The sequence below is a fragment of the Paenibacillus macerans genome (assembly GCF_900454495.1).
Taxonomy (GTDB): domain Bacteria; phylum Bacillota; class Bacilli; order Paenibacillales; family Paenibacillaceae; genus Fontibacillus; species Fontibacillus macerans.
Genome location: NZ_UGSI01000001.1, coordinates 5152763 through 5172500, shown reverse-complemented (window position 1 = coordinate 5172500; position 19738 = coordinate 5152763). Strand labels below are relative to the sequence as shown.

The 19738-nt window shown below is 52.9% G+C and carries 18 protein-coding genes and 2 rRNA genes (1 of these 20 only partly in view); 17 read left to right on the top strand and 3 right to left on the bottom strand.

Translation table 11 applies throughout. The annotated features are described in order from the left end of the window. The 5 genes from DYE26_RS23040 to DYE26_RS23025 form a co-directional block, all read left to right on the top strand. Positions 1-1761, top strand: a 23S ribosomal RNA gene (locus DYE26_RS23040); it begins 1169 nt to the left of the window's first position. Between the two features lie 196 nt (positions 1762-1957). Beyond that, a 5S ribosomal RNA gene (gene rrf, locus DYE26_RS23035) occupies positions 1958-2074 on the top strand. Further along, positions 2075-2272 carry a hypothetical protein gene (locus DYE26_RS33190; RefSeq protein ID WP_124333748.1) on the top strand — a complete coding sequence of 66 codons (198 nt, stop codon included), beginning with the start codon at positions 2075-2077 and terminating at the stop codon, positions 2270-2272. It abuts the rRNA gene before it with no gap. A gap of 520 nt (positions 2273-2792) precedes the next feature. Then, on the top strand, positions 2793-3911 hold the full coding sequence (locus tag DYE26_RS23030) for a PdaC/SigV domain-containing protein (RefSeq protein ID WP_036618169.1): 1119 nt from the start codon (positions 2793-2795) through the stop codon (positions 3909-3911). A gap of 159 nt (positions 3912-4070) precedes the next feature. Further along, entirely contained in the window at positions 4071-5702 is a 1632-nt protein-coding gene (locus DYE26_RS23025) for a formate--tetrahydrofolate ligase (RefSeq protein ID WP_036618168.1), read from the top strand. 100 nt (positions 5703-5802) lie between these two features. On the opposite strand, the gene DYE26_RS23020 is transcribed toward DYE26_RS23025, so the two are convergent. Then, entirely contained in the window at positions 5803-7740 is a 1938-nt protein-coding gene (locus tag DYE26_RS23020; protein ID WP_036618167.1) for an amidase family protein, read from the bottom strand. A 436-nt stretch (positions 7741-8176) separates the two neighbouring features. On the opposite strand from DYE26_RS23020, the gene DYE26_RS23015 reads away from it, so the two are divergent. After that, positions 8177-8605 (top strand): hypothetical protein, encoded by a 429-nt coding sequence (locus DYE26_RS23015; protein WP_051985145.1) that lies wholly within the window; start codon positions 8177-8179, stop codon positions 8603-8605. A gap of 430 nt (positions 8606-9035) precedes the next feature. Here DYE26_RS23015 and DYE26_RS23010 read toward each other — a convergent pair whose 3' ends face one another. After that, positions 9036-9563, bottom strand: a complete 528-nt coding sequence (locus DYE26_RS23010; RefSeq protein ID WP_306308161.1) for a hypothetical protein — start codon at positions 9561-9563, stop codon at positions 9036-9038. A 364-nt stretch (positions 9564-9927) separates the two neighbouring features. Here DYE26_RS23010 and DYE26_RS23005 point away from each other — a divergent pair, with 364 nt between their 5' ends. The 10 genes from DYE26_RS23005 to rsmI all read left to right on the top strand — a co-directional run bounded on the left by DYE26_RS23005 (position 9928) and on the right by rsmI (position 17717). Beyond that, positions 9928-10113, top strand: a complete 186-nt coding sequence (locus DYE26_RS23005; protein WP_036618164.1) for a sigma factor G inhibitor Gin — start codon at positions 9928-9930, stop codon at positions 10111-10113. A 152-nt stretch (positions 10114-10265) separates the two neighbouring features. Beyond that, the gene (locus tag DYE26_RS23000; protein ID WP_036618162.1) at positions 10266-12065 is read left to right on the top strand and encodes an aminotransferase class I/II-fold pyridoxal phosphate-dependent enzyme; all 1800 of its coding nucleotides are present in this window, start codon (positions 10266-10268) and stop codon (positions 12063-12065) included. Next, positions 12055-12705, top strand: coding sequence for a dTMP kinase (gene tmk, locus DYE26_RS22995; protein ID WP_036618160.1), 651 nt, complete (start codon positions 12055-12057; stop codon positions 12703-12705). Before DYE26_RS23000 ends, tmk begins: the two co-directional genes overlap by 11 nt. A 67-nt stretch (positions 12706-12772) precedes the next feature. After that, positions 12773-13102 (top strand): cyclic-di-AMP receptor, encoded by a 330-nt coding sequence (locus DYE26_RS22990; protein WP_036618158.1) that lies wholly within the window; start codon positions 12773-12775, stop codon positions 13100-13102. A 76-nt stretch (positions 13103-13178) separates the two neighbouring features. Beyond that, complete coding sequence (locus tag DYE26_RS22985; protein WP_036618156.1) at positions 13179-13622, top strand: YaaR family protein; 444 nt, start codon at positions 13179-13181, stop codon at positions 13620-13622. 29 nt (positions 13623-13651) lie between these two features. After that, positions 13652-14632 (top strand): DNA polymerase III subunit delta', encoded by a 981-nt coding sequence (holB, locus tag DYE26_RS22980; protein WP_036618155.1) that lies wholly within the window; start codon positions 13652-13654, stop codon positions 14630-14632. Between the two features lie 154 nt (positions 14633-14786). Then, positions 14787-15587: a PSP1 domain-containing protein gene (locus DYE26_RS22975; RefSeq protein ID WP_036618153.1), complete on the top strand. Its 801-nt coding sequence runs from the start codon at positions 14787-14789 to the stop codon at positions 15585-15587. 45 nt (positions 15588-15632) lie between these two features. After that, on the top strand, positions 15633-16004 hold the full coding sequence (locus DYE26_RS22970; RefSeq protein ID WP_036618150.1) for an initiation-control protein YabA: 372 nt from the start codon (positions 15633-15635) through the stop codon (positions 16002-16004). Between the two features lie 67 nt (positions 16005-16071). Beyond that, entirely contained in the window at positions 16072-16827 is a 756-nt protein-coding gene (locus tag DYE26_RS22965) for a tRNA1(Val) (adenine(37)-N6)-methyltransferase (RefSeq protein ID WP_036618148.1), read from the top strand. Then, a complete protein-coding gene (gene rsmI, locus DYE26_RS22960) occupies positions 16824-17717 on the top strand; it encodes a 16S rRNA (cytidine(1402)-2'-O)-methyltransferase (RefSeq protein ID WP_036618147.1) in 894 nt (297 codons plus the stop codon). The genes DYE26_RS22965 and rsmI overlap by 4 nt, the downstream gene beginning before the upstream one ends. Positions 17718-17872: 155 nt before the next feature. On the opposite strand, the gene DYE26_RS22955 is transcribed toward rsmI, so the two are convergent. After that, on the bottom strand, positions 17873-18127 hold the full coding sequence (locus DYE26_RS22955; protein ID WP_009226360.1) for an AbrB/MazE/SpoVT family DNA-binding domain-containing protein: 255 nt from the start codon (positions 18125-18127) through the stop codon (positions 17873-17875). Between the two features lie 321 nt (positions 18128-18448). Between DYE26_RS22955 and DYE26_RS22950 the strand changes: the two genes are divergently transcribed. After that, the gene (locus DYE26_RS22950) at positions 18449-19738 is read left to right on the top strand and encodes an HD domain-containing protein (protein ID WP_036618146.1); all 1290 of its coding nucleotides are present in this window, start codon (positions 18449-18451) and stop codon (positions 19736-19738) included.

Sequence of the window (19738 nt, the reverse complement as noted above, 5' to 3'; positions counted from 1 at the left end):
CGCCGAAAATGTAACGGGGCTAAACACACCACCGAAGCTATGGCTTGATGCTTTGCATCAGGGGTAGGGGAGCGTTGTATGAGGGTTGAAGGTGTACCGGAAGGAGCGCTGGACTTCATACAAGTGAGAATGCCGGTATGAGTAACGAAAAGATCAGTGAGAATCTGATCCGCCGAAAGCCTAAGGGTTCCTGAGGAAGGTTCGTCCGCTCAGGGTAAGTCGGGACCTAAGGCGAGGCCGAAAGGCGTAGTCGAAGGACAACAGGTTGAAATTCCTGTACCACCGTAATCCGCTATGAGCGATGGGGTGACGCAGGAGGGTAGTGACGCGGGGCGATGGAATGCCCCGTCCAAGCAGTGAGGCTGGTGTGCAGGCAAATCCGCACACTATAAGGCTGGGCTGTGATGGGGAGGGAAAATTTACAGTACCGAAGGTCATGATCTCACACTGCCGAGAAAAGCCTCTAGCCAGGAGAAGGTGCCCGTACCGCAAACCGACACAGGTAGGCGAGAAGAGAATTCTAAGGCGCGCGGAAGAACTCTCGTTAAGGAACTCGGCAAAATGACCCCGTAACTTCGGGAGAAGGGGTGCCCCGGTAGGGTTTATAGCCCGAGGGGGCCGCAGTGAAAAGGCCCAAGCGACTGTTTAGCAAAAACACAGGTCTGTGCGAAGCCGCAAGGCGAAGTATACGGGCTGACGCCTGCCCGGTGCTGGAAGGTTAAGGGGAGCGGTTAGGAGTAATCCGAAGCTGTGAACCGAAGCCCCAGTAAACGGCGGCCGTAACTATAACGGTCCTAAGGTAGCGAAATTCCTTGTCAGGTAAATTCTGACCCGCACGAATGGCGTAACGACTTGGGCGCTGTCTCAACGAGAGATCCGGTGAAATTTTAATACCTGTGAAGATGCAGGTTACCCGCGACAAGACGGAAAGACCCCATGGAGCTTTACTGCAGCTTGATATTGGACTTTGATACGATTTGTACAGGATAGGTGGGAGCCTAGGAAGTGGGAGCGCAAGCTTCCATGGAGGCGCCGTTGGGATACCACCCTGATCGTATCGGAGTTCTAACCCGGTACCGTGATCCGGTACGGGGACCGTGTCAGGCGGGCAGTTTGACTGGGGCGGTCGCCTCCTAAAGAGTAACGGAGGCGCCCCAAGGTTCCCTCAGAATGGTTGGAAATCATTCGCAGAGTGCAAAGGCAAAAGGGAGCTTGACTGCGAGACTGACAAGTCGAGCAGGGACGAAAGTCGGGCTTAGTGATCCGGTGGTACCGCATGGAAGGGCCATCGCTCAACGGATAAAAGCTACCCTGGGGATAACAGGCTTATCTCCCCCAAGAGTCCACATCGACGGGGAGGTTTGGCACCTCGATGTCGGCTCATCGCATCCTGGGGCTGAAGTAGGTCCCAAGGGTTGGGCTGTTCGCCCATTAAAGCGGTACGCGAGCTGGGTTCAGAACGTCGTGAGACAGTTCGGTCCCTATCTGTCGTGGGCGCAGGAAATTTGAGAGGAGCTGTCCTTAGTACGAGAGGACCGGGATGGACGCACCGCTGGTGTACCAGTTGTTCCGCCAGGAGCACAGCTGGGTAGCTAAGTGCGGACGGGATAAGCGCTGAAAGCATCTAAGCGTGAAGCCCCCCTCAAGATGAGATTTCCCAATTAGTAAGACCCCTTGAAGACGACGAGGTTGATAGGCCTGAGGTGGAAGTGCAGCAATGCATGGAGCTGACAGGTACTAATCGGTCGAGGGCTTATCCAAAACTCTACTCACCAAAGTGACGTGAAGCTTCGAAGCTGAGTCCGAGTACTTTGGCGGGGCCCAAAAATATACCCCAAAAAGTGACGCGAGGCTTCGTAGGTAATTCCGATTACTTTTCGGGGACCCCGGGAACTGAATAGGGGCTAACACGCAAATCAAGTTTCGTATCCAGTTTTCAAGGATTAACCTTGAATCGTTTGGTGGCGATGGCGGAGGGGTTCCACGCGTACCCATCCCGAACACGACCGTTAAGCCCTCCAGCGCCGATGGTACTTGGACCGAAGGGTCCTGGGAGAGTAGGACGCCGCCAAGCATGAAGAAGAGCACCGCCGATCACTCGGCGGTGTTTTTTGCATTGTCGGAATGCACAAGGGTTGCATTTAAATCTGACAAGTTACATTTTCTGGGCACACCAAAATTCAAACGGTTGCCACAAGCGCTATTTGTTCCAATACCGTTGATTTCAAATTGTAACGGTTGCCATGGTGCTTATTTCGCTGAAAACCAGTAATTTTTACTTGGACTCAGGCAAATAACGGCGCTCGCAACCGTTAGAATTTAGAAAAGGCCTTTTTTTCGGCAAATAGCCGCTGCTACAACCGTTAGATTTCGGATAGCTTTTACGGGAAAGCTTGAGCAAAAGTTAATGCAACGCCAGTGGAAATACTCGGGAAATGGGGAGATAAGCTCTTTACTAGAGCTAGAATACGGTCCGTTAGAGTTTGTAACATGCGCGAAAAAGGACAGTTTGTGATAAGAATACCGCACAGTCCGGGAAGAGCACGGCCGAAAACGTCGGCTGTGCTTTTTTGTATTCTTTTTTACGATTCCGCTTGTCAATCAGTTAAAAAGCCGTAAAGAAAACGTCAATATTCGCGCGTAATCCGGACGAAAGAGAAAAAAAACTGTAAGGTGGGATGTAACTTATTCTGCCTAAGCAGTCACTATAATGATAAAGGTGAGCAACAACAGAGAATGAAGAAGCGGCTCTGTAAATACAAAAGTGGTATTTGGCAGGAGGAGAAACCGAGATGAACAAATTGATGCGTTTAGGGGCTGTGGGTGTAGCAACAGGTTTGTTATGTTCCGCAATATTGCTGCCGGTTAGCCCGGGCCAAGCGGCTGCAGACGTCCGGCAAGGGAATTTCAATGCGGCCGTGGTCAAGAGCAAGAGCGCTGTCGGCGATGCCATTAACCTTAAAGTTAATGGGGAGAATACGGGGCTTAAGGGGCTGCTGCTGAACGGAAAAACCTTGGTTCCGGTCGCTTTTTTGCGGGATGCGTTGAAAATTCCCACTAACTATGACTCAAAAACGAAGACCTGGAAGATTGGCCAAGGTTATCGGCAGCTAACAATGATGGTGGCCGGAGGGAGCGTGGAACCCGTCATTAACGGTTTCTATATAGATGGAGAGGTCAAGCTCATTAACGGTAAAATCTACATTCCTTTTCAATGGGTCAAGGATTACCTCGGTTATGATGCGGTCTGGAATAAAGGCGCTAAGCAGTTAAACGTCATCAAGAGCCGAGAGAATAAAATCACGGTGACCACTTCAAGCTATGACAAGGAAAGCAAACGGGTTTCGGTTCATCTCCAATATCCTCAATTGGGCGGCATGGGAGATGCGAAAGCGGAGAAGGCGATCAATACGTTTTTTGAAAAGCAAATGGAAGATCACAAAGGGCACATCGACGAGGTCATGAAGGATCTCGGCGATCAGAATATAACGAATCCGAATAGTTTTGAGAGCTCGTATCTTGTCACCTATAACCAAAATGGCGTGCTCAGCCTTTTGTTCCAATATACGGAGTATACGGGCGGAGCGCATGGTATGAGTTACCGGACCGGATACACTTTCTCGTTGAAAGACGGCAAGCTTTTGGAACTTAAGGACTTGCTGGGCGCGAATAAGGATTATGAAAAGCGGATGAACGCCCGGCTAAGCAAGGAGTTGAAAGCAGACCCCGGTTATATGGGGGGCCTCGAAGGGTTAAAGGACAATCCGGATTTCTATTTGCTGCCGGGCCGCGTGCAAATTTTCTTCCAATTATATGAATACACGCCTTATGCCGCCGGTTTTCCGGAGTTTAGCTTTGCTTGGAACGAATTGCTCCCGAAAGGCAGTAGTCCGTTTGCCTCCTTCAAATAACGCGGAATCCGGTTGAATACGCTCTTGAGAGAACGGCCTAAGGTTATTATGATGCCAATTCCGTCACGCCTATCCCGGTTGTTTTCATGTACAATATGATTGTGTTTTGATTTTTTCCTTATTTTGCACGAATCATATTGCTGGAGGTAACTTGCGGGAATGAAGCCGATTTTGGAGATAGCCGATACGTTTGGGATTGCGGATAAATACTTGGAATTGTACGGCCGTTATAAGGGTAAGCTGGATCTTCGGCTGCTAAGCGATATGCGAGATCGGCCCGACGGGAAATTAGTGCTGGTGACGGCTATGAATCCTACGCCGGCCGGGGAAGGAAAAACACTGACGACGATCGGCCTGGCGCAGGCGCTGAACGCGATCGGCGTGCCGTCGATCGCTGCGCTGCGGGAGCCGTCGCTGGGACCATGCTTTGGCATGAAGGGCGGAGCGACCGGCGGCGGTAAGGCGCAAATTTTACCGTCCGAGGATATTAATTTGCATTTTACCGGCGACCTGCACGCGATCACTTCCGCGAATAACCTGCTCGCGGCGATGATCGACAACCACATTTTTCAAGGGAATGCACTGCAAATCGACCCGGGGCGCATTTTGTGGAAGCGCGCGATGGATATGAACGACCGGAGTCTTCGGCAAATCGTCGTCGGGTTGGGTGACGGGAACGGCCAGGTTCATGAATCCGGCTTTATGATTACTAGCGCTTCGGAGGTTATGGCGGTGCTGTGCCTCAGCGAAGACGCGGACGATTTGAAACGGCGGCTTGGCCGTATGGTTGTGGCCTGCAACATGTCCGGGGAAGCGGTCACCGCGGCGCAGATCGGCGCGGTCGACGCGATGACCGTTTTGCTCAAGGAGGCGATCAAGCCCAATTTGGTGCAAACGGCCGAAGGGTCCCCGGCCATTGTTCACGGAGGCCCGTTCGCCAACATCGCTCACGGCTGCAGCAGTGTGATCGGTACGAAGGCCGCCCTGAAGCTGGCCAAAATCGTGGTTACGGAAGCCGGTTTTGGAGCCGATTTGGGCGCGGAGAAATTTTTCAATATCAAGTGCCGTCAGGCTGGATTAACGCCGGACGCCGCGGTGCTCGTCGTTACCGTAAAAGCGCTCAAATATAACGGCGGGGTCCCCAAAGCGGAGCTGGACAAACCGAATCCCGCGGCGCTGGAAGCCGGTCTAGCCAACATTAGACGGCATTTGGAGAACATCGGGAAATTCGGAGTTCCCGTGATGGTGGCTATAAACCATTATGCCGACGATCCGCAAGATGAAATCCGGCTGGTTACCGAAGCCTGCCGCCGTATGGGGGTTCGGGCGGAGTTGTCCGATGTTTGGGCTAAAGGCAGCGAGGGCGGTTTGGAAATGGCCCGGGCCTTGCAGGATATTTTGCGGGGTGAGCCTTCGCGGTATGCGCCGCTGTATCCGGAAGAGCTTGATATCCGGGCAAAAATTGAAGCCATCGTGAGGGAAATCTACCGCGGCAAAGGCATCAAGCTGTCCGCTAAGGCGGAAGCGAAGATTCGGGAGCTCGAGCGCCTCGGATTTGGCCGCTTGGCGGTGTGCATGGCGAAAACCCCTTATTCCTTCTCGGATCAGGCAACGCTTCTCGGAGCCCCGGACAATTTTACTGTCCAGGTGCGGGACGTAACGCTGTCCGCGGGAGCGGGCTTTATCGTTGCGCATACCGGCAATATCGTGACGATGCCCGGTTTGCCCAAATCTCCGGCGGCGGAACGAATCCGTCTGGATGAGCGGGGGGAAGTGGACGGTTTGTTGTAGGTTCTCTTTTCCGGAACGGGGTTTGAAAACTGGAAATATAACGCACAAAAAAAGTACGGCCGAAGCGGGTCACGCCCCGGACCGTACTTTTTGCTTTTCGTTATGGTGTCAATTTAGGGGCGTGGCGATGATGAGTCCCTTGTTCATAGCTGTATGCCAGCTTAATCAGGGTCCCTTCGTCAAAAGCCCGGCCCAGGAATTCAATGCCGACGGGCAAACCGTTTGGGGTAAACCCGGCTGGAACGGTGATGGCCGGGAAACCGGAGAATGGGCTAAGGCGGTTGTTGTTGCCGGAAGCCTGGCTCTCGCCGATGAACGCGGCCGGTTGCGTCGTCGTCGGGTAAACGATCGCATCCAGGTCGTAATCGGCCATCACTTTTAGAAGGGCATCGCGCGTTAATTTGGTCCGGTTCAGCAAAATATCCTTATATTCCTCCGTTTCCAGCGTTTCCCGAGCCTCGCGGGCTTTCATGGACTGCTCCTGAGCCTTGTCATACTCTCCCGATGCGATAATTTCCGCCAGGCTATGATAAGGTGCGCCGTCTCCCAGCTCCTGAAGGTACTCATTCAATTGAAATTTGAACTCGTATCCGCTTAGGCTGGGGTACTCGTTGATTTCCGCCAGGTTCGGAATGGTGACCGGAATGGCCGCAGCTCCCAGGGCCTTCAGCTCATCGACCGCATGGTAAACGACATCGGAGACGGTCTTTTCCCGATCATTGCCGTTTTGAAACAGTTCGACGGCGACACCGATCCGGGCGCCTTTTAAACCGTCCGTATCCAGAAACGCGGTATAGCTTGCGGGAATATGCCCGACGCTGTACGCGGTTGCCGTATCATCCGGATCATACCCGGCGGTGGCGTCCAGCATGATAGCGGCATCCTCCACCGTGCGGGCCATCGGGCCGCCGACGTCCTGCGTCAAGGCCAGCGGGATGATGCCGTCGCGACTGGACAAACCGACCGTAGGGCGTATGCCCACCAGGCTGTTGAAGCTGGACGGGATGCGAATCGATCCGCCGGTGTCGGTCCCAAGGCCGGCTGCGGCGAAATTGGCCGCGACCGCCGCACCGGTGCCGCCGCTGGAGCCGCCGGGATAATGGTCGGGCGCGTACGGATTTTTCGTTTGCCCGCCAAGGGAGCTGGAGGTCGTGATGCCGAAAGCGAACTCATGCAGGTTGGTTTTGCCCAAAATAATGGCGCCGGCCTCTTTCAATTTGGCGATTTGCTCGGCATCCTTGCCCGGAATGGAATCTTTCAAGCATAGGCAGCCAGCGGTGGTAGGCATGTCAGCCGTATCGAAATTGTCCTTAACCAAAATAGGGATGCCATGAAGCGGTCCGCGCGGCCCTTTCGCGGCCCGTTCCTGATCGAGAGCTTCGGCAATGCTCAAAGCGTCGGGATTTAAGGTCAGAACAGCCTGCAGCGAGACGCCCTGGTCGTCGTATTTGGCGATGCGGTCCAAATACATTTGAACGAGTTGCTTTGAGGTCAGCTTGCCCTGATCTATCGCTAACTGCATATCGGCGATCGTCGCCTCTTCGAGCACAAACGGTTTCAAATGACCCGCGACGCGATCATGCAAAATCGTCAAGTCCTCAGCCGTTAGCGGTTGCCCCGGCATAAACAGGGTTTTGGAATACCCCTCCATTAAGCCGGCTTTGACAACAGCCCCAACCGCCGGTGCATAGGAGGCATCGTCCGCTACATCATCGAAGGTTTCCGCCGCATCTTTCAAATTCAGCCATTGCTGAAGGAAGACGGCGGCGTTGCTGCGCTGCATTTTCGCGCCTTGAGGAACGTCGAGCGTTAGGGCGGATCCCGCTTCGGCGGCGGCCTCCTTCATCGAAAGGTAAAATTGATCTGCCGTGATAAAACCTTGGGTTTTCCCAGCCCTGGCACTACTAGCCGCAGCAGAAGCCGCAGCAGAGGCCGAAGCGGCCTCCGCTGGTGTGCCGCCGGTCCATAGCCCGGTCATCAGAACCCCGGTTAATAGCAGGGAACTGCTTTTTTTCCAATTCCAGCGATGTAGTTTCATCTCTTTATTGCTCTCCTCTCCTGAAATCGTATGTAAAGAATATGGGTACCATCATAAATAGATGTAAGGTATTATGACAAAATCACTTTAACTTCAAATAAGCGCATACATGATTGATTTAATTTATAATGCTTTATAAATCTCCCGAATTCGTGCAATCATTAAATAAAGTGACTAAAAATTTGTGTAAAATAACATAACATTTAAGTCACGCGATTTTCCGCTTCAGTATTGCATTTTGAGCTGTACGGGTTTACTATACTTAGAACCTATCAAAAAGAATGTAACCTTTTTGTTACCGACAACGGCAAGTCAACCGTTATAATTGTAATGATATGTTATTGTCTAGGGCATATAGCCTTCCGAATTCTATATCAGGCATCGACAACATGGGATAACGTTTACAGTATATAGGCAGGGTAAGGAGGAATGGATCATGCGGCGCAGAGGAGTTGCGTATTCCTTATGCTTCATGTGGGGAGTCTTGATGATGATGTTCGTCATCGCGGGCTGTGCGTCTTCCGAGCCTTCGTGGACAAATTACGTAGGGGCGGCTGTGGAAAAAAGCTTCCCGGTTCCCAAAGAAGCCGATCAGACGGATAACGCATTAAATAACTCAAAAATGGACTATGTTCACTACTCGCTGAAGGGGTTAAGCGAAAGCGGCGGCATACCGGATGCTTATGAGAAGGTCATAAAAGAATGGGGCTGGACCGAACAAAAAGAGGAACGCGCCGGTTCAACCCGAGTTTACGAGAAAGGCAAAAAGATTGTGCAGCTGACCATTCACGACGATTCGTTTACGGTGCTTGTCCCAAAACAAGAAGATAAGGCGGTGATTCAAGGTCTGGAAAGCAGTCCTTGATTTGCCGGGCCCGCAGCAACGCGGGGATCGCTTAAATTCGGTACAAGCCAGCCAGCCGGTTGATTCCGAACGGTTCACCAGTATCGGCCTGTTCCTGCAAACCGCAGGCAACAGGCTTATTGTAAAGGTTCAGAAAAATAACGGAAAAAATGGTCCTTATTCTCGTCAAAAAAGGAGTGTGGCGAGAATAGAGGATTTTTTTGTCCCTATTTTAGTAAGATGGGGGTAAAAAAGCCGTGTTTTTCAAGCGTTGCCCCGAATAAGGACAAAAAGTTCCGCTATTTTCTTCGAGAGAGTAAAAATCTTAAAAATAGCGACGTAAAAATTACCATTATATCCGTCAGAAAGTAAAACTTAGGCGGCGCCTCGGCATCCTCCTATCGCAAGAAAAAACAACCGCCAAACGCAGCTATTTTCTCTGAGTACGTACTCACTGCAAGTAATAGGAAATATCGGGACCGGTGATTTTCAGCATGCCGTCTTTACGTTGGCCCCGTACACAGGCAAGGGCGAGCAAACGTGGTGCAATCAGCCAGAAGTGCCAGAAAAACAAGGACAGCACAAAAGAAACCGGGGACCACGGAATGAGGATCGCGATGATACAGCAACCGATCCAGGCGGCATGCAGGTGAACTTTGCGAAATACGGAGTAAGCCACATATTGTTCGGGCATATAGCCGATCCAGGGCAGCAGCCGGGAAAAACGCCAGCGCTTGCGGTAGGAATGGCTTAAGATGATCAGGACGGACCGGGAAATGACGAATTGAATCCATAACGCAATGGGTGCGGCAATCAGAAAGAAGAAAAGGCTGGTCCAGGATAGAAAAATCATCTCTGCGGCAAGCCAAAGAAAAGGAAGCGTAGCGAAGCCATAGATCAAGGCTTTAGGCAACACGACCTTTTTCAGCAACCGATAATGGTAAAACGTCGCGTTTGTTTCAGGATCAGCGGATATCACCCATCAACCCTCCTAGAAATCACATATAGTACGTGTTCAAAAAGTCGGCTTTTCAGCACCGAAGCCTATGCTTCCGCTGTGCGTTTTTTCAAAACGCTTAAGGTCGGATGAAGCTAGGGACGAAAGTAGCGGAGCTAAACGTTTTCGGAGAAAACGGCTTCGGAAGCATAGAACTACCTCTTTAAAACTCGGACATACCTATATTATTATATCGGAGCAAGCCGCCGATAATTAAAGATGCGGCGTACAAACACAGCCGCGGGCCATGCGGCATAAGATAAAGCAGGTAAGGGACTATGAAAAGGTTTAAAATAATAGAATCTGTGTCATACTGATAGTAAAACAGACAAGGTGGGATTTGGGCATGGATGAGCGGACCGAAAGAACTTGCATTATATGCGGGGAGCCAAAAACCGAAGGCATTCATATCGTATCGGAATTTATATGCGATGCGTGCGAGGCCGAAATGGTGCATACCGATGTGCAGGAGGAAAAATACCATTTCTTTATTCATCAAATGAAGCAAATTTGGGTGCAAAAGAATGCATAATACGCATAAATCGATGAGGTGACAGGGCCTGTTCTTCGGGAGAACGGGTCCTTTTCTATATGCGATATTGCCCATTCGGGGAAAGAAGCGGTAAAATGAAGCAATGATATTTTCAGCAAAGCAGGACCACTGCCGGAAGGATTAAGATAGAGATGCCGGAACAAGCACAAGCCAATCGGGCTCCGTTATATGAAGCTTTGATGCAATATATGAAAAAAAACGATGTTTCCTTTCATGTGCCGGGACATAAAAACGGACAAGCCCTGCGCGGCGAAATGCCCCCGGAGCAGGATCTGCTGTCCCGGGTGATGGAAATCGACGCCACGGAAATTACCGGCACGGATGATCTGCATCATCCGGAGGGAGCGATCCGTGAGGCGCAGCAGCTGGCCGCCGCCCAATTTGGGGCGGAGGAGACGTTTTTTCTTGTCGGCGGCAGCACAGCCGGCAATTTGGCGCTGATCCTGAGCGTGTGCACCGCTCCGGGCGATGTGTTGCTCGTGCAGCGGAACGTGCATAAATCCGTCATCCACGGATTGATGCTGGCGGGCGCGCACGCGGTGTTTTTGGCGCCGCGGCTCGATGCGCCGAGCGGCCTGGCGACCATCCCGCCTGCGGAGACGGTGCGTGAAGCCCTGCGCCGGTACCCCGGCGCTAAAGGGCTGCTCGTCACGCACCCGAGCTACTACGGGATGGGCGCATCGCTGCGGCCGCTGGCCGAGCTCTGCCGCGCGCACAGCGTGCCGCTGCTCGTCGACGAGGCGCACGGCGCCCACTTCGGCCAGCATCCGGCGCTGCCGGAGAGCGCGCTGGCCCAAGGCGCCGATGGCGTCGTGCAGTCGACGCACAAGATGCTCACCGCGCTCACGATGGGCGCGATGCTGCATGTGCAGGGCGGGCTGATCGACCGCGCGCTGCTGCGCCAGCGGCTGGCGATGCTGCAGAGCTCCAGCCCGTCCTATCCCATCATGGCTTCGCTCGACGTGAGCCGAAGCCTGCTGGCGGCCCAGGGGCCCGCCCTGTTCGCAGGCGGGCTGGCTGCGGCCGCCGCGGCGCGCAGCGGCCTCGATAAACTGCCGCGCTTCGGCTTCGTCAAGCCGCCGGGCGCGAGCGGCGGGGCCGCTGCATATACTATTCAAGACCCGTTTAAGCTTGTAATATACGACACAACAAACAGGTGGAGCGGCTACGAGCTGCAGCAGCGGCTTGAGGCGGAGGGCTGCGTGCCGGAAATGAGCAATGAGCGGTACGTGGTGCTGGCGTTTGGACCGGGGACGACGGAGCGGGACGCCCTGCGGCTGCTTCAGGCGCTGGAGCGCATCGCGGTGGCAGCGGAAGAGTCGGAGGGTGCGTCGGAGAAATCGAAAGAGAAGGCGGCAGAAACGACGGCACAGCCGGCAACGGCGGCGGAGAAAAGGGAAGCGGAGCAGGAAGAGGAACAGGAAGAGGAACAGGAAGCTTCCGGAGGTGATCCAGCTGCGGAACTTTCCACGTGGAACATTTCGCCGGACCCGAAACCGGCAGATCCCGCAATAAGAAATGCTGAAGTCCGGTCCCAAGCCGCTGCCGGTATAGGTGCGCAAGTAACCGGCACGGTTATAGACTTGGAACCTGCCGATTGCGGATCGGGCATAGATGCTGAACAGGCCGACGTTCTTCCCGGCATCTCCGAGCCTGTGGCGTTTTCCTTGGCTCCCCTATCCCAAGGGGAAATTGAAGCGATTCCCGTGGAGGACAGCGCCGGCCGGCAGGCCGCGGAGATGATCATCCCTTATCCTCCGGGCATCCCGCTGCTGTATCCGGGAGAGACGATCACGGAAGAGACGAGAAGCCGTCTGATCCGCCTGCGGCATTCCGGGGCGAAATGCCAGGGGGCGGCCGATCCTTTGCTGCTCACCATCCAAGTCAAGAAGCTAATCAAGAAAGCAGGGAATGAACCACATGAACGGTAAAGAGAGAGGACTATTTATTACGCTGGAAGGCGGTGACGGTTCGGGCAAAACGACGGTAATGGCCGAAGTGGCCCAAGTTCTTGAACAACACGGCGTTTCTTATATGACCACCCGTGAGCCGGGGGGGATAGAAATCGCCGAGAAAATCCGCGACATCATTTTAAACCCGCAGCACACAGCGATGGACGCCCGTACCGAAGCGCTGCTCTACGCGGCGTCGCGGCGCCAGCATTTGGCCGAGAAAGTGGAGCCTGCCTTGGCGCGGGGCGTCAGCGTGCTGTGCGACCGGTTCATCGACAGCAGCCTGGCTTATCAGGGGTATGCGCGGGGACTCGGCATTCAAGAGGTGCTGAACATCAACATGTTTGCGACGCAAGGGCGTTTTCCGGACCTTACCTTTTACCTCGATATCGAACCGGAGGCCGGCTTGGCCCGCATCGCCGCAGGCCAGGGGCGAAAGGTCGACCGTCTGGATATGGAAAGCATCGGGTTCCACCGGAAGGTTCGGGAAGGTTATTTGCGGATTGCCGGGATGTACCCGGAGCGGATTAGGCGGATCGACGCCTCGCAGGGCCAAGCCGAGGTGGCCGCCGACATTCGCAGCCAACTTTCCGCATTTTTAAAGGAAATGAAGGCCTAGCTGTCAAATAATAAGGTGTGGTACATTTTTAGTATAACGAGTTTAATATAACGAGGAGGGACTGCAAATGAAACTGATTGTTGCGATTATCCAGGATAAAGACAGCAACCGGCTGTCCAGCGCGCTCGTCAAGGAAAATTACCGGGCAACCAAGCTGGCCAGTACCGGAGGGTTTCTTCGGGCGGGGAACACGACGTTTATGATCGGTGTCGACGACCACCAGGTGGACGCGGTGCTGAACGTCATCCGCAACAGTTGTAAAGTTCGCGAGCAATTGGTAACCCCGGTAACGCCGATGAGCGGGACCACCGATTCGTATTTGCCGCTCCCCGTGGAAGTGCAGGTCGGCGGAGCCACCGTATTTGTACTGCCGGTAGACCGGTTTGAACATTTCTGAGAAAATACGATTAGATAGAAATACGCGTCACGTTCAGTCAGCTGAGTAATTTCCAAAAGGTAGGCGGTGATCGAAGATGAAAATTGATCCGGGATTCCGGCCGCTCCAAAGCGGCTTGGGGGTGACTGACGGCCCCGCGAAGCCGGTGCAGTCCAAGAGCTTCGCCGATGTCATGCAGCAGCATGGGGAGCGGGCGTCGCAGGAAGAGCTGACCCGGCGGTTTAAGGAAATTCAAATGCAGGGGGATCGGCTGGCCCGTTCCATGACGATCCGGGAGCTGAAAGCATACCGGCTTATGGTCAAAAGATTTCTCGAAGATACGGTCCGCCGGGGCGTCCTCATTAAGGATGTCAAAGGATGGGATCGCCGCGGCCGGGGAAAACGTTACAAGCTGCTGGACGAAGTTGACGCCGCTTTGCTTGCCATGGCCGATGAACTGCTGGAAACCGAGCAGGGCAAAATCGAGCTGCTGCAAAAAATCGGCGAAATCCGCGGCATGCTGATCAACTTGTGTTTCTAAAAGTGCGAGTATCAAATGGAGGGAACCACGTGTCATTTCAGGATATCATCGGCCAGGATACCGCCAAGCAGCTGCTGCAGGGCGGCCTGCGGAGAAACGAAATATCGCATGCTTATATTTTTAGCGGACCGCCTGGAAGCGGGCAAATGGAAATGGCCATGGCCTTCGTCCAGGCGTTGTTCTGCACCCGGGGCGGGGACGACGCCTGCGGGGAATGTTTGGAATGCCGCAAGGTGCTGCATGGCAATCACCCGGATCTTTCTACCGTCAAACCCGATGGGGCAACGATCAAAATCGACCAAATCCGCGATTTGCAGCGGATTTTCTCTTACCGTTCGGAGAGCGGTAATCCGAAAGCCTATATTATAGATGAGGCGGAAAAAATGACGGTTCAGGCCGCCAACAGCCTGTTGAAATTTTTGGAGGATCCCCCGTCGCCGGCGGTCGCTATTTTGCTGTCCGACAATGGACGGGCTTTGCTGCCGACGATCCAATCGCGGGCGCAGTGGGTGCCGTTTTTGCCGCTGAACCCGGAGCGGATGCTCCAAATTTTGGCGGATGAGGGATATCCGGCAACTTTGGCCCGAAGCGCCGTTCATCTCGCGGCAGGACTGGGTCCGTGCCGTGAACTTATCCAGCAGAATTGGTTTGCAGAAATTAGAAACGTAGTGTTACAATTAGGGAGGGAGATCGCAGGCCGTGGCGGTTCTCCTTTAATTACAGCGCAGCAAAGCTTGTTCAAGGCCGGTTTAAGCGACCACCTGGACATGTTGTTTAGTCTTTTCCATTTGTGGTTTAAAGATATGATCCACGCGCTCTATCATAAGCATGATCAAGTCGTTTTCATAGATGAGTTGGAGTTTATTTCCAGACATGCCTCTTCGCGCAGTCCGCAGCAGTGGATTGAAGCGATGGCACTGGCTGCGGAAAGCAAAAAGAAACTGCGGCAGCATATGAATGCCCAGCTTTGCGTTGAGCAGTTCCTCATCGCGGTAGACGGGCAGAGGTAGAACGTTTGTTCTGCCCGCACAGGCAGCACTCAGGCACTTTAGAAACTTTCTCCCGTGAAAGAGCAGGGAATGAGAAGGAAAGCTGGTTCGAGCGATGCTTTTTTGGCGTATCACCATTTATGGGGGTTTTATAGGTATACGAGGGGGTTAGTTTTTGTACACTGTAGTGGGCGTCCGTTTTAAAAAAGCGGGCAAAATATATTATTTCGATCCGCTGGACCTTCCCGTTGAGAAGGATCAGAACGTGATTGTCGAAACGGCGCGCGGGATCGAATACGGTAAAGTGGTGGTCGGCAAGAAGCAGGTGGGAGAAACGGATGTTGTCCTTCCGCTGAAGAAGGTCATCCGGATCGCCGACGAAGCCGACGCCCGTGTAGTCGAGGAGAACAAGCTTGCGGCAAAAAACGCTTTTGCCACATGTTTAAATAAAATCAGGGACCATGACCTGAAGATGAAGCTGGTCGATGTAGAATTTACGTTCGACCGCAACAAGATCATTTTTTACTTCACGGCCGAGGGAAGGGTGGATTTTCGCGAATTGGTGAAGGATTTGGCCAGCATCTTCCGCACCCGGATCGAGCTGAGGCAAATCGGCGTCAGAGACGAAGCCAAGATGCTTGGCGGAATCGGTCCTTGCGGACGCGTGCTCTGCTGTTCTTCCTGGCTGGGCGACTTTGAGCCGGTTTCCATTAAAATGGCCAAGGATCAGAGCCTGTCGCTAAACCCAACGAAAATTTCCGGTTTGTGCGGACGGTTAATGTGCTGCCTGAAGTTTGAGCATGATAACTACGAAAGTGTGAAGGAGGAGCTTCCGTCCGTAGGCAAAATGGTCATTACTTCTTTGGGCGACGGGAAGGTGGTCGGAATCAACGCCGGATCGCGCACCGTGCACGTACAGCTGTTCGAAATCGGCAAGGTGAAGGAGCTTCCGCTGGACGACGTTGTCCTTAAATAAGAAAAGGCTTTTTCAAGACTTTAGAGATGACGCTGGGGTGGGAACTTGGAGAACAAGGACATTTTCAACCATATGCAGGCGCTGGAATCACAAATGGGCAAAGTTCACGGCGAATTGGGCAGCCTCATGCTTGAAGTGAAGAAGCTGGTGGAAGAAAACCAGCGGCTCTTGCTGGAGAATGAGCAGCTGCGCAAAATATTGAAGCGGGAAAGCGCGGAAAGCCGCGTGCCGTTAACGCCCGCCGGCAAGGCTGCGGACCCGGTACTGGCCGGTAAAGAAGCGATCGATGTCGTGGGCGAAGGGTATGATAATTTGGCGCGTCTTTATCATGAAGGTTTTCATATTTGCAATGTTTATTATGGACATCTTCGTACGGAAGGCGATTGCTTGTTCTGCTTGTCATTTTTGAATAAATAAAAGAATAATAAACCGTGGGGATCGGCCCTACGGTTTTTTTTCAATGACCGTAAAGAAGGATAAATTCATGCACAACGTACCGATTTATGGCAACGAGCGGGTCGACGATTTGCTCACCCATGATTTGCGCATCATTCAAAGCGACGAGGTGTTCAGCTTCTCGATGGATGCCGTGCTGCTGGCGAGGTTCGCCGCGGTTCCGAAATACGGAAAAGTATTGGACCTCTGCAGCGGCAACGGAGTGATTCCGCTGCTTTTGTCGACACGGACGAAAGCGGCGATCGAAGGCATTGAAATTCAGCCGCGAGTGGCCGATATGGCTCGCCGCAGCGTGGAAATGAACGGTCTTACGGAGCGGATTCTCATCCGCGAAGGGGATCTGCGCGAGCTGGTCAATATCACCGGCCATGGAGTGTATGACGCGATTACGGTGAATCCGCCTTATATGCCGCTGACCGGGGGCGACTTAAAGCTTAATAAGCATCAGGCCATCGCAAGGCATGAAATTCATTGCAGCCTGGAGGATGTGGCCGTCGCGGCGATGCGGCTGGTGCGGCCGGGAGGCAAAGTATCGATGGTGCATAAGCCGCAGCGTTTGGCGGAGATTGTAACGGTACTGCGGCAGCACCGGCTGGAGCCGAAGCTCGTCCGGTTTGTGCATCCGCGGGCTGGGGCCGAGGCCAACATGGTGCTGATCGAGGCGCTACGGGACGGCAAACCCGATGTAAGGATACTTCCGCCGCTGATCGTATATGGAGAGGACGGGCAATATTGCCCGGAAATCATGGACATTTATTATGGACCAAAAGAGGGTAGACCATGAACGTAAACGTGCAAAAAAGCTTTGAAGCCGCACCCGGAGAACGGGCGGATTACGGCAAGCTGTACCTGGTCGGCACGCCGATCGGCAATTTGGAGGACATGACCTTTCGCGCTGTGCGGACGCTTCGTGAAGCGGACATCATTGCGGCCGAAGATACGCGGCAGACGCGAAAGCTGCTGACCCATTTTGAGATATCGCCGGGCAAGCTGCTGAGCTATCACGAGCACAATAAGGCGGCGAGCGGACCTGAACTGATCCGGTATATAATGGAAGGAAAAAATTTGGCGCTGGTCAGCGATGCCGGTCTGCCGGCCATTTCCGACCCCGGGAGCGACCTGGTGAGGCTGGCGCTTAACGCGGGCATTTCCGTCATTCCGATTCCGGGGGCCAACGCGGCGTTGTCCGCGCTGATCGTTTCGGGATTGCCCACGGAGCGGTTTATGTTCTTGGGCTTTTTGCCGCGGGACCCGAAACAGCGGGAGAAGCTGCTGACATCGCTGGAGGATGAGGAAAGCACCATGCTGATGTATGAATCGCCCCACCGGTTAAACAAAACGCTTCAGTCCTTGCTTGAGGTGTTCGGTGACCGGAACATCGTGCTGGCGCGCGAATTGACCAAACGTTATGAGGAGATGGCCAGGGGTTCGTTGAAGGCTTGCCTGGGGTGGCTGGAGGAACATCCGCCGCTCGGAGAATACTGTCTGGTGTTAGAAGGTGCGAATCCGGATCGGGTGAAGGAGAAAAAAGAAGCCTGGTGGAAAAATTTAAAAATAGAGGAACATGTGGCGCATTACGAACAGGAGGAGGGATTGACGCGGAAAGACGCGATGAAAAAAACCGCCGCCGACCGCGGAGTATCTAAACGGGATATTTACAATTCATTGCTCTAGGAGCACATAAACCCGCCAGAATATCCCAAAAAATGTTGTACGGCCAAAAAAAAGGGGCCTTCACTAGGCCGGGTTCAAGCCAAGAGAAGGCGCCAAGGAGATATGAAAAAGGTTAGAATTAACAGTTTCAGTAAATCTATTATATACTATAATTCTTAATTTGTCACAGGGGTAGGAAGTTCAGTGATGCATTCATGGCAAACAATTTTGCCTTTGAAGTAAGTGACGTTCTCGGCATTGCCGCAGAAAATGCAGGCGGGCTCGTATTTCTTCAGCATAATCCGCTCGCCGTCCACATAAATTTCAAGCGCATCCTTCTCGCCGATGCCGAGTGTGCGGCGTAATTCGATCGGGATAACGACACGTCCCAACTCGTCGACTTTTCTTACAATACCTGTTGATTTCATCATAACTGATAAGTGCCCCTCTCGCTATAATTTATTAATGTCATTTTTCGACATTGTTCTATCTTTTCTGCTTTTTATAATACCAACCATTGCCAGAATAGTCAACCTATTTATGGCAGAGTTCAGCATAATTTCTAAAAAAATATCTTACATAGCTTCAAGAACTACTTATTTACCTAGGAAATTCAAGGGATGAGCCAATTCGACATTTTGGAAAACAAAGATTTGACTTGATCCGACAATATTCGACATAACTTGCTAATATCGGTCAAGTTGCCCCTTTATTTTTCAAAAAACTATTTTGACAAAAAAGGAGTGTTAGCCATGCATCGTCCGCTTTCCGAGGAAAAGGTGTTTAAAGATCCCGTACATAATTATATTCATGTACAGGACGAAGTGATCTGGTCCTTGATTAATACCCCGGAGTTTCAGCGTCTTCGCCGCATCCGTCAGCTGGGAACGTCTTATTTGACGTTTCATGGCGCAGAGCACAGCCGTTTTTCCCATTCCCTGGGTGTCTATGAAATTACGCGCCGGATCATTTCGCAGTTTGAGCGCGGGGGCTACGCCGATTGGCCAAGCGAAGAAAGGATGGTTGCCTTGTGCGCCGCGCTGCTGCATGACCTGGGTCATGGTCCGTTTTCGCATTCGATCGAAGAGGCCTTCCAAATGCATCACGAGGATTGGACCTGTAAAATCCTGCTTGGAGATACCGAGGTTGGGGAAGTGCTGCGCACGGTAGAGCCGGATTTTCCGGACAAGGTCGCAGCGGTGATCCGTAAAGATTACCACAACCCGATCGTCGTTAATCTCGTCACCAGCCCGCTGGATGCCGACCGGATGGATTATTTGCTGCGGGACGCTTATTTTACCGGCGTCAATTACGGTACGATCGACGTGGACCGGATTTTGCGGATGCTGCGCCCTTACAACGGCCGGGTGGTTGTCAAGGAATCGGGCATGCACGCGGTGGAAGACTATTTAATGTCCCGTTATCAAATGTATTGGCAGGTGTATTTTCACCCGGTTACCCGCAGCTCGGATATCATTTTGCGGCAGATTTTGCGGCGGGCCAAGGAATTGTACCGGGGCGGCTATACTTTTTCATTTTTGCCTCACCCGCTTCCTTGTCTGTTTCAGGGGGAGATCGGCGTGCGCGATTATTTACTGCTTGACGAAGCGCTGATGCAGACCGCCTTCATGCAGTGGAAAAGCGAGCCGGATGCTTTGCTAAGCGATCTTTGCGGCCGTTTTTTGGACCGGAAATTGTATAAATATGTAGAACTGGAGACAGGCGAACTGGAAATGGTCGAACAGATCCGCCAGGCGTTTGAACAGGCCGGTCTTCATCCCGAATATGACCTGGAAATTGATTTTCCGACCGATCTGCCGTATGATGTGTTCCGTCCGGACGAAGCCGCCGCGGGGAAGCAGATTTTGCTGCTGGACCGGCAGGAGCGGCTGCGGGAAATTTCCGAAGTGTCGGACATCGTCCGCTCGATCAGCGGGCTGCAGCTTGGCAAATACCATTTGTATTATCCGGATAATAAATTACACGCAGTGCGGGATCAATTGCCGCCGGACATCGCCCAAATATTCGAACAAGCACGTTAG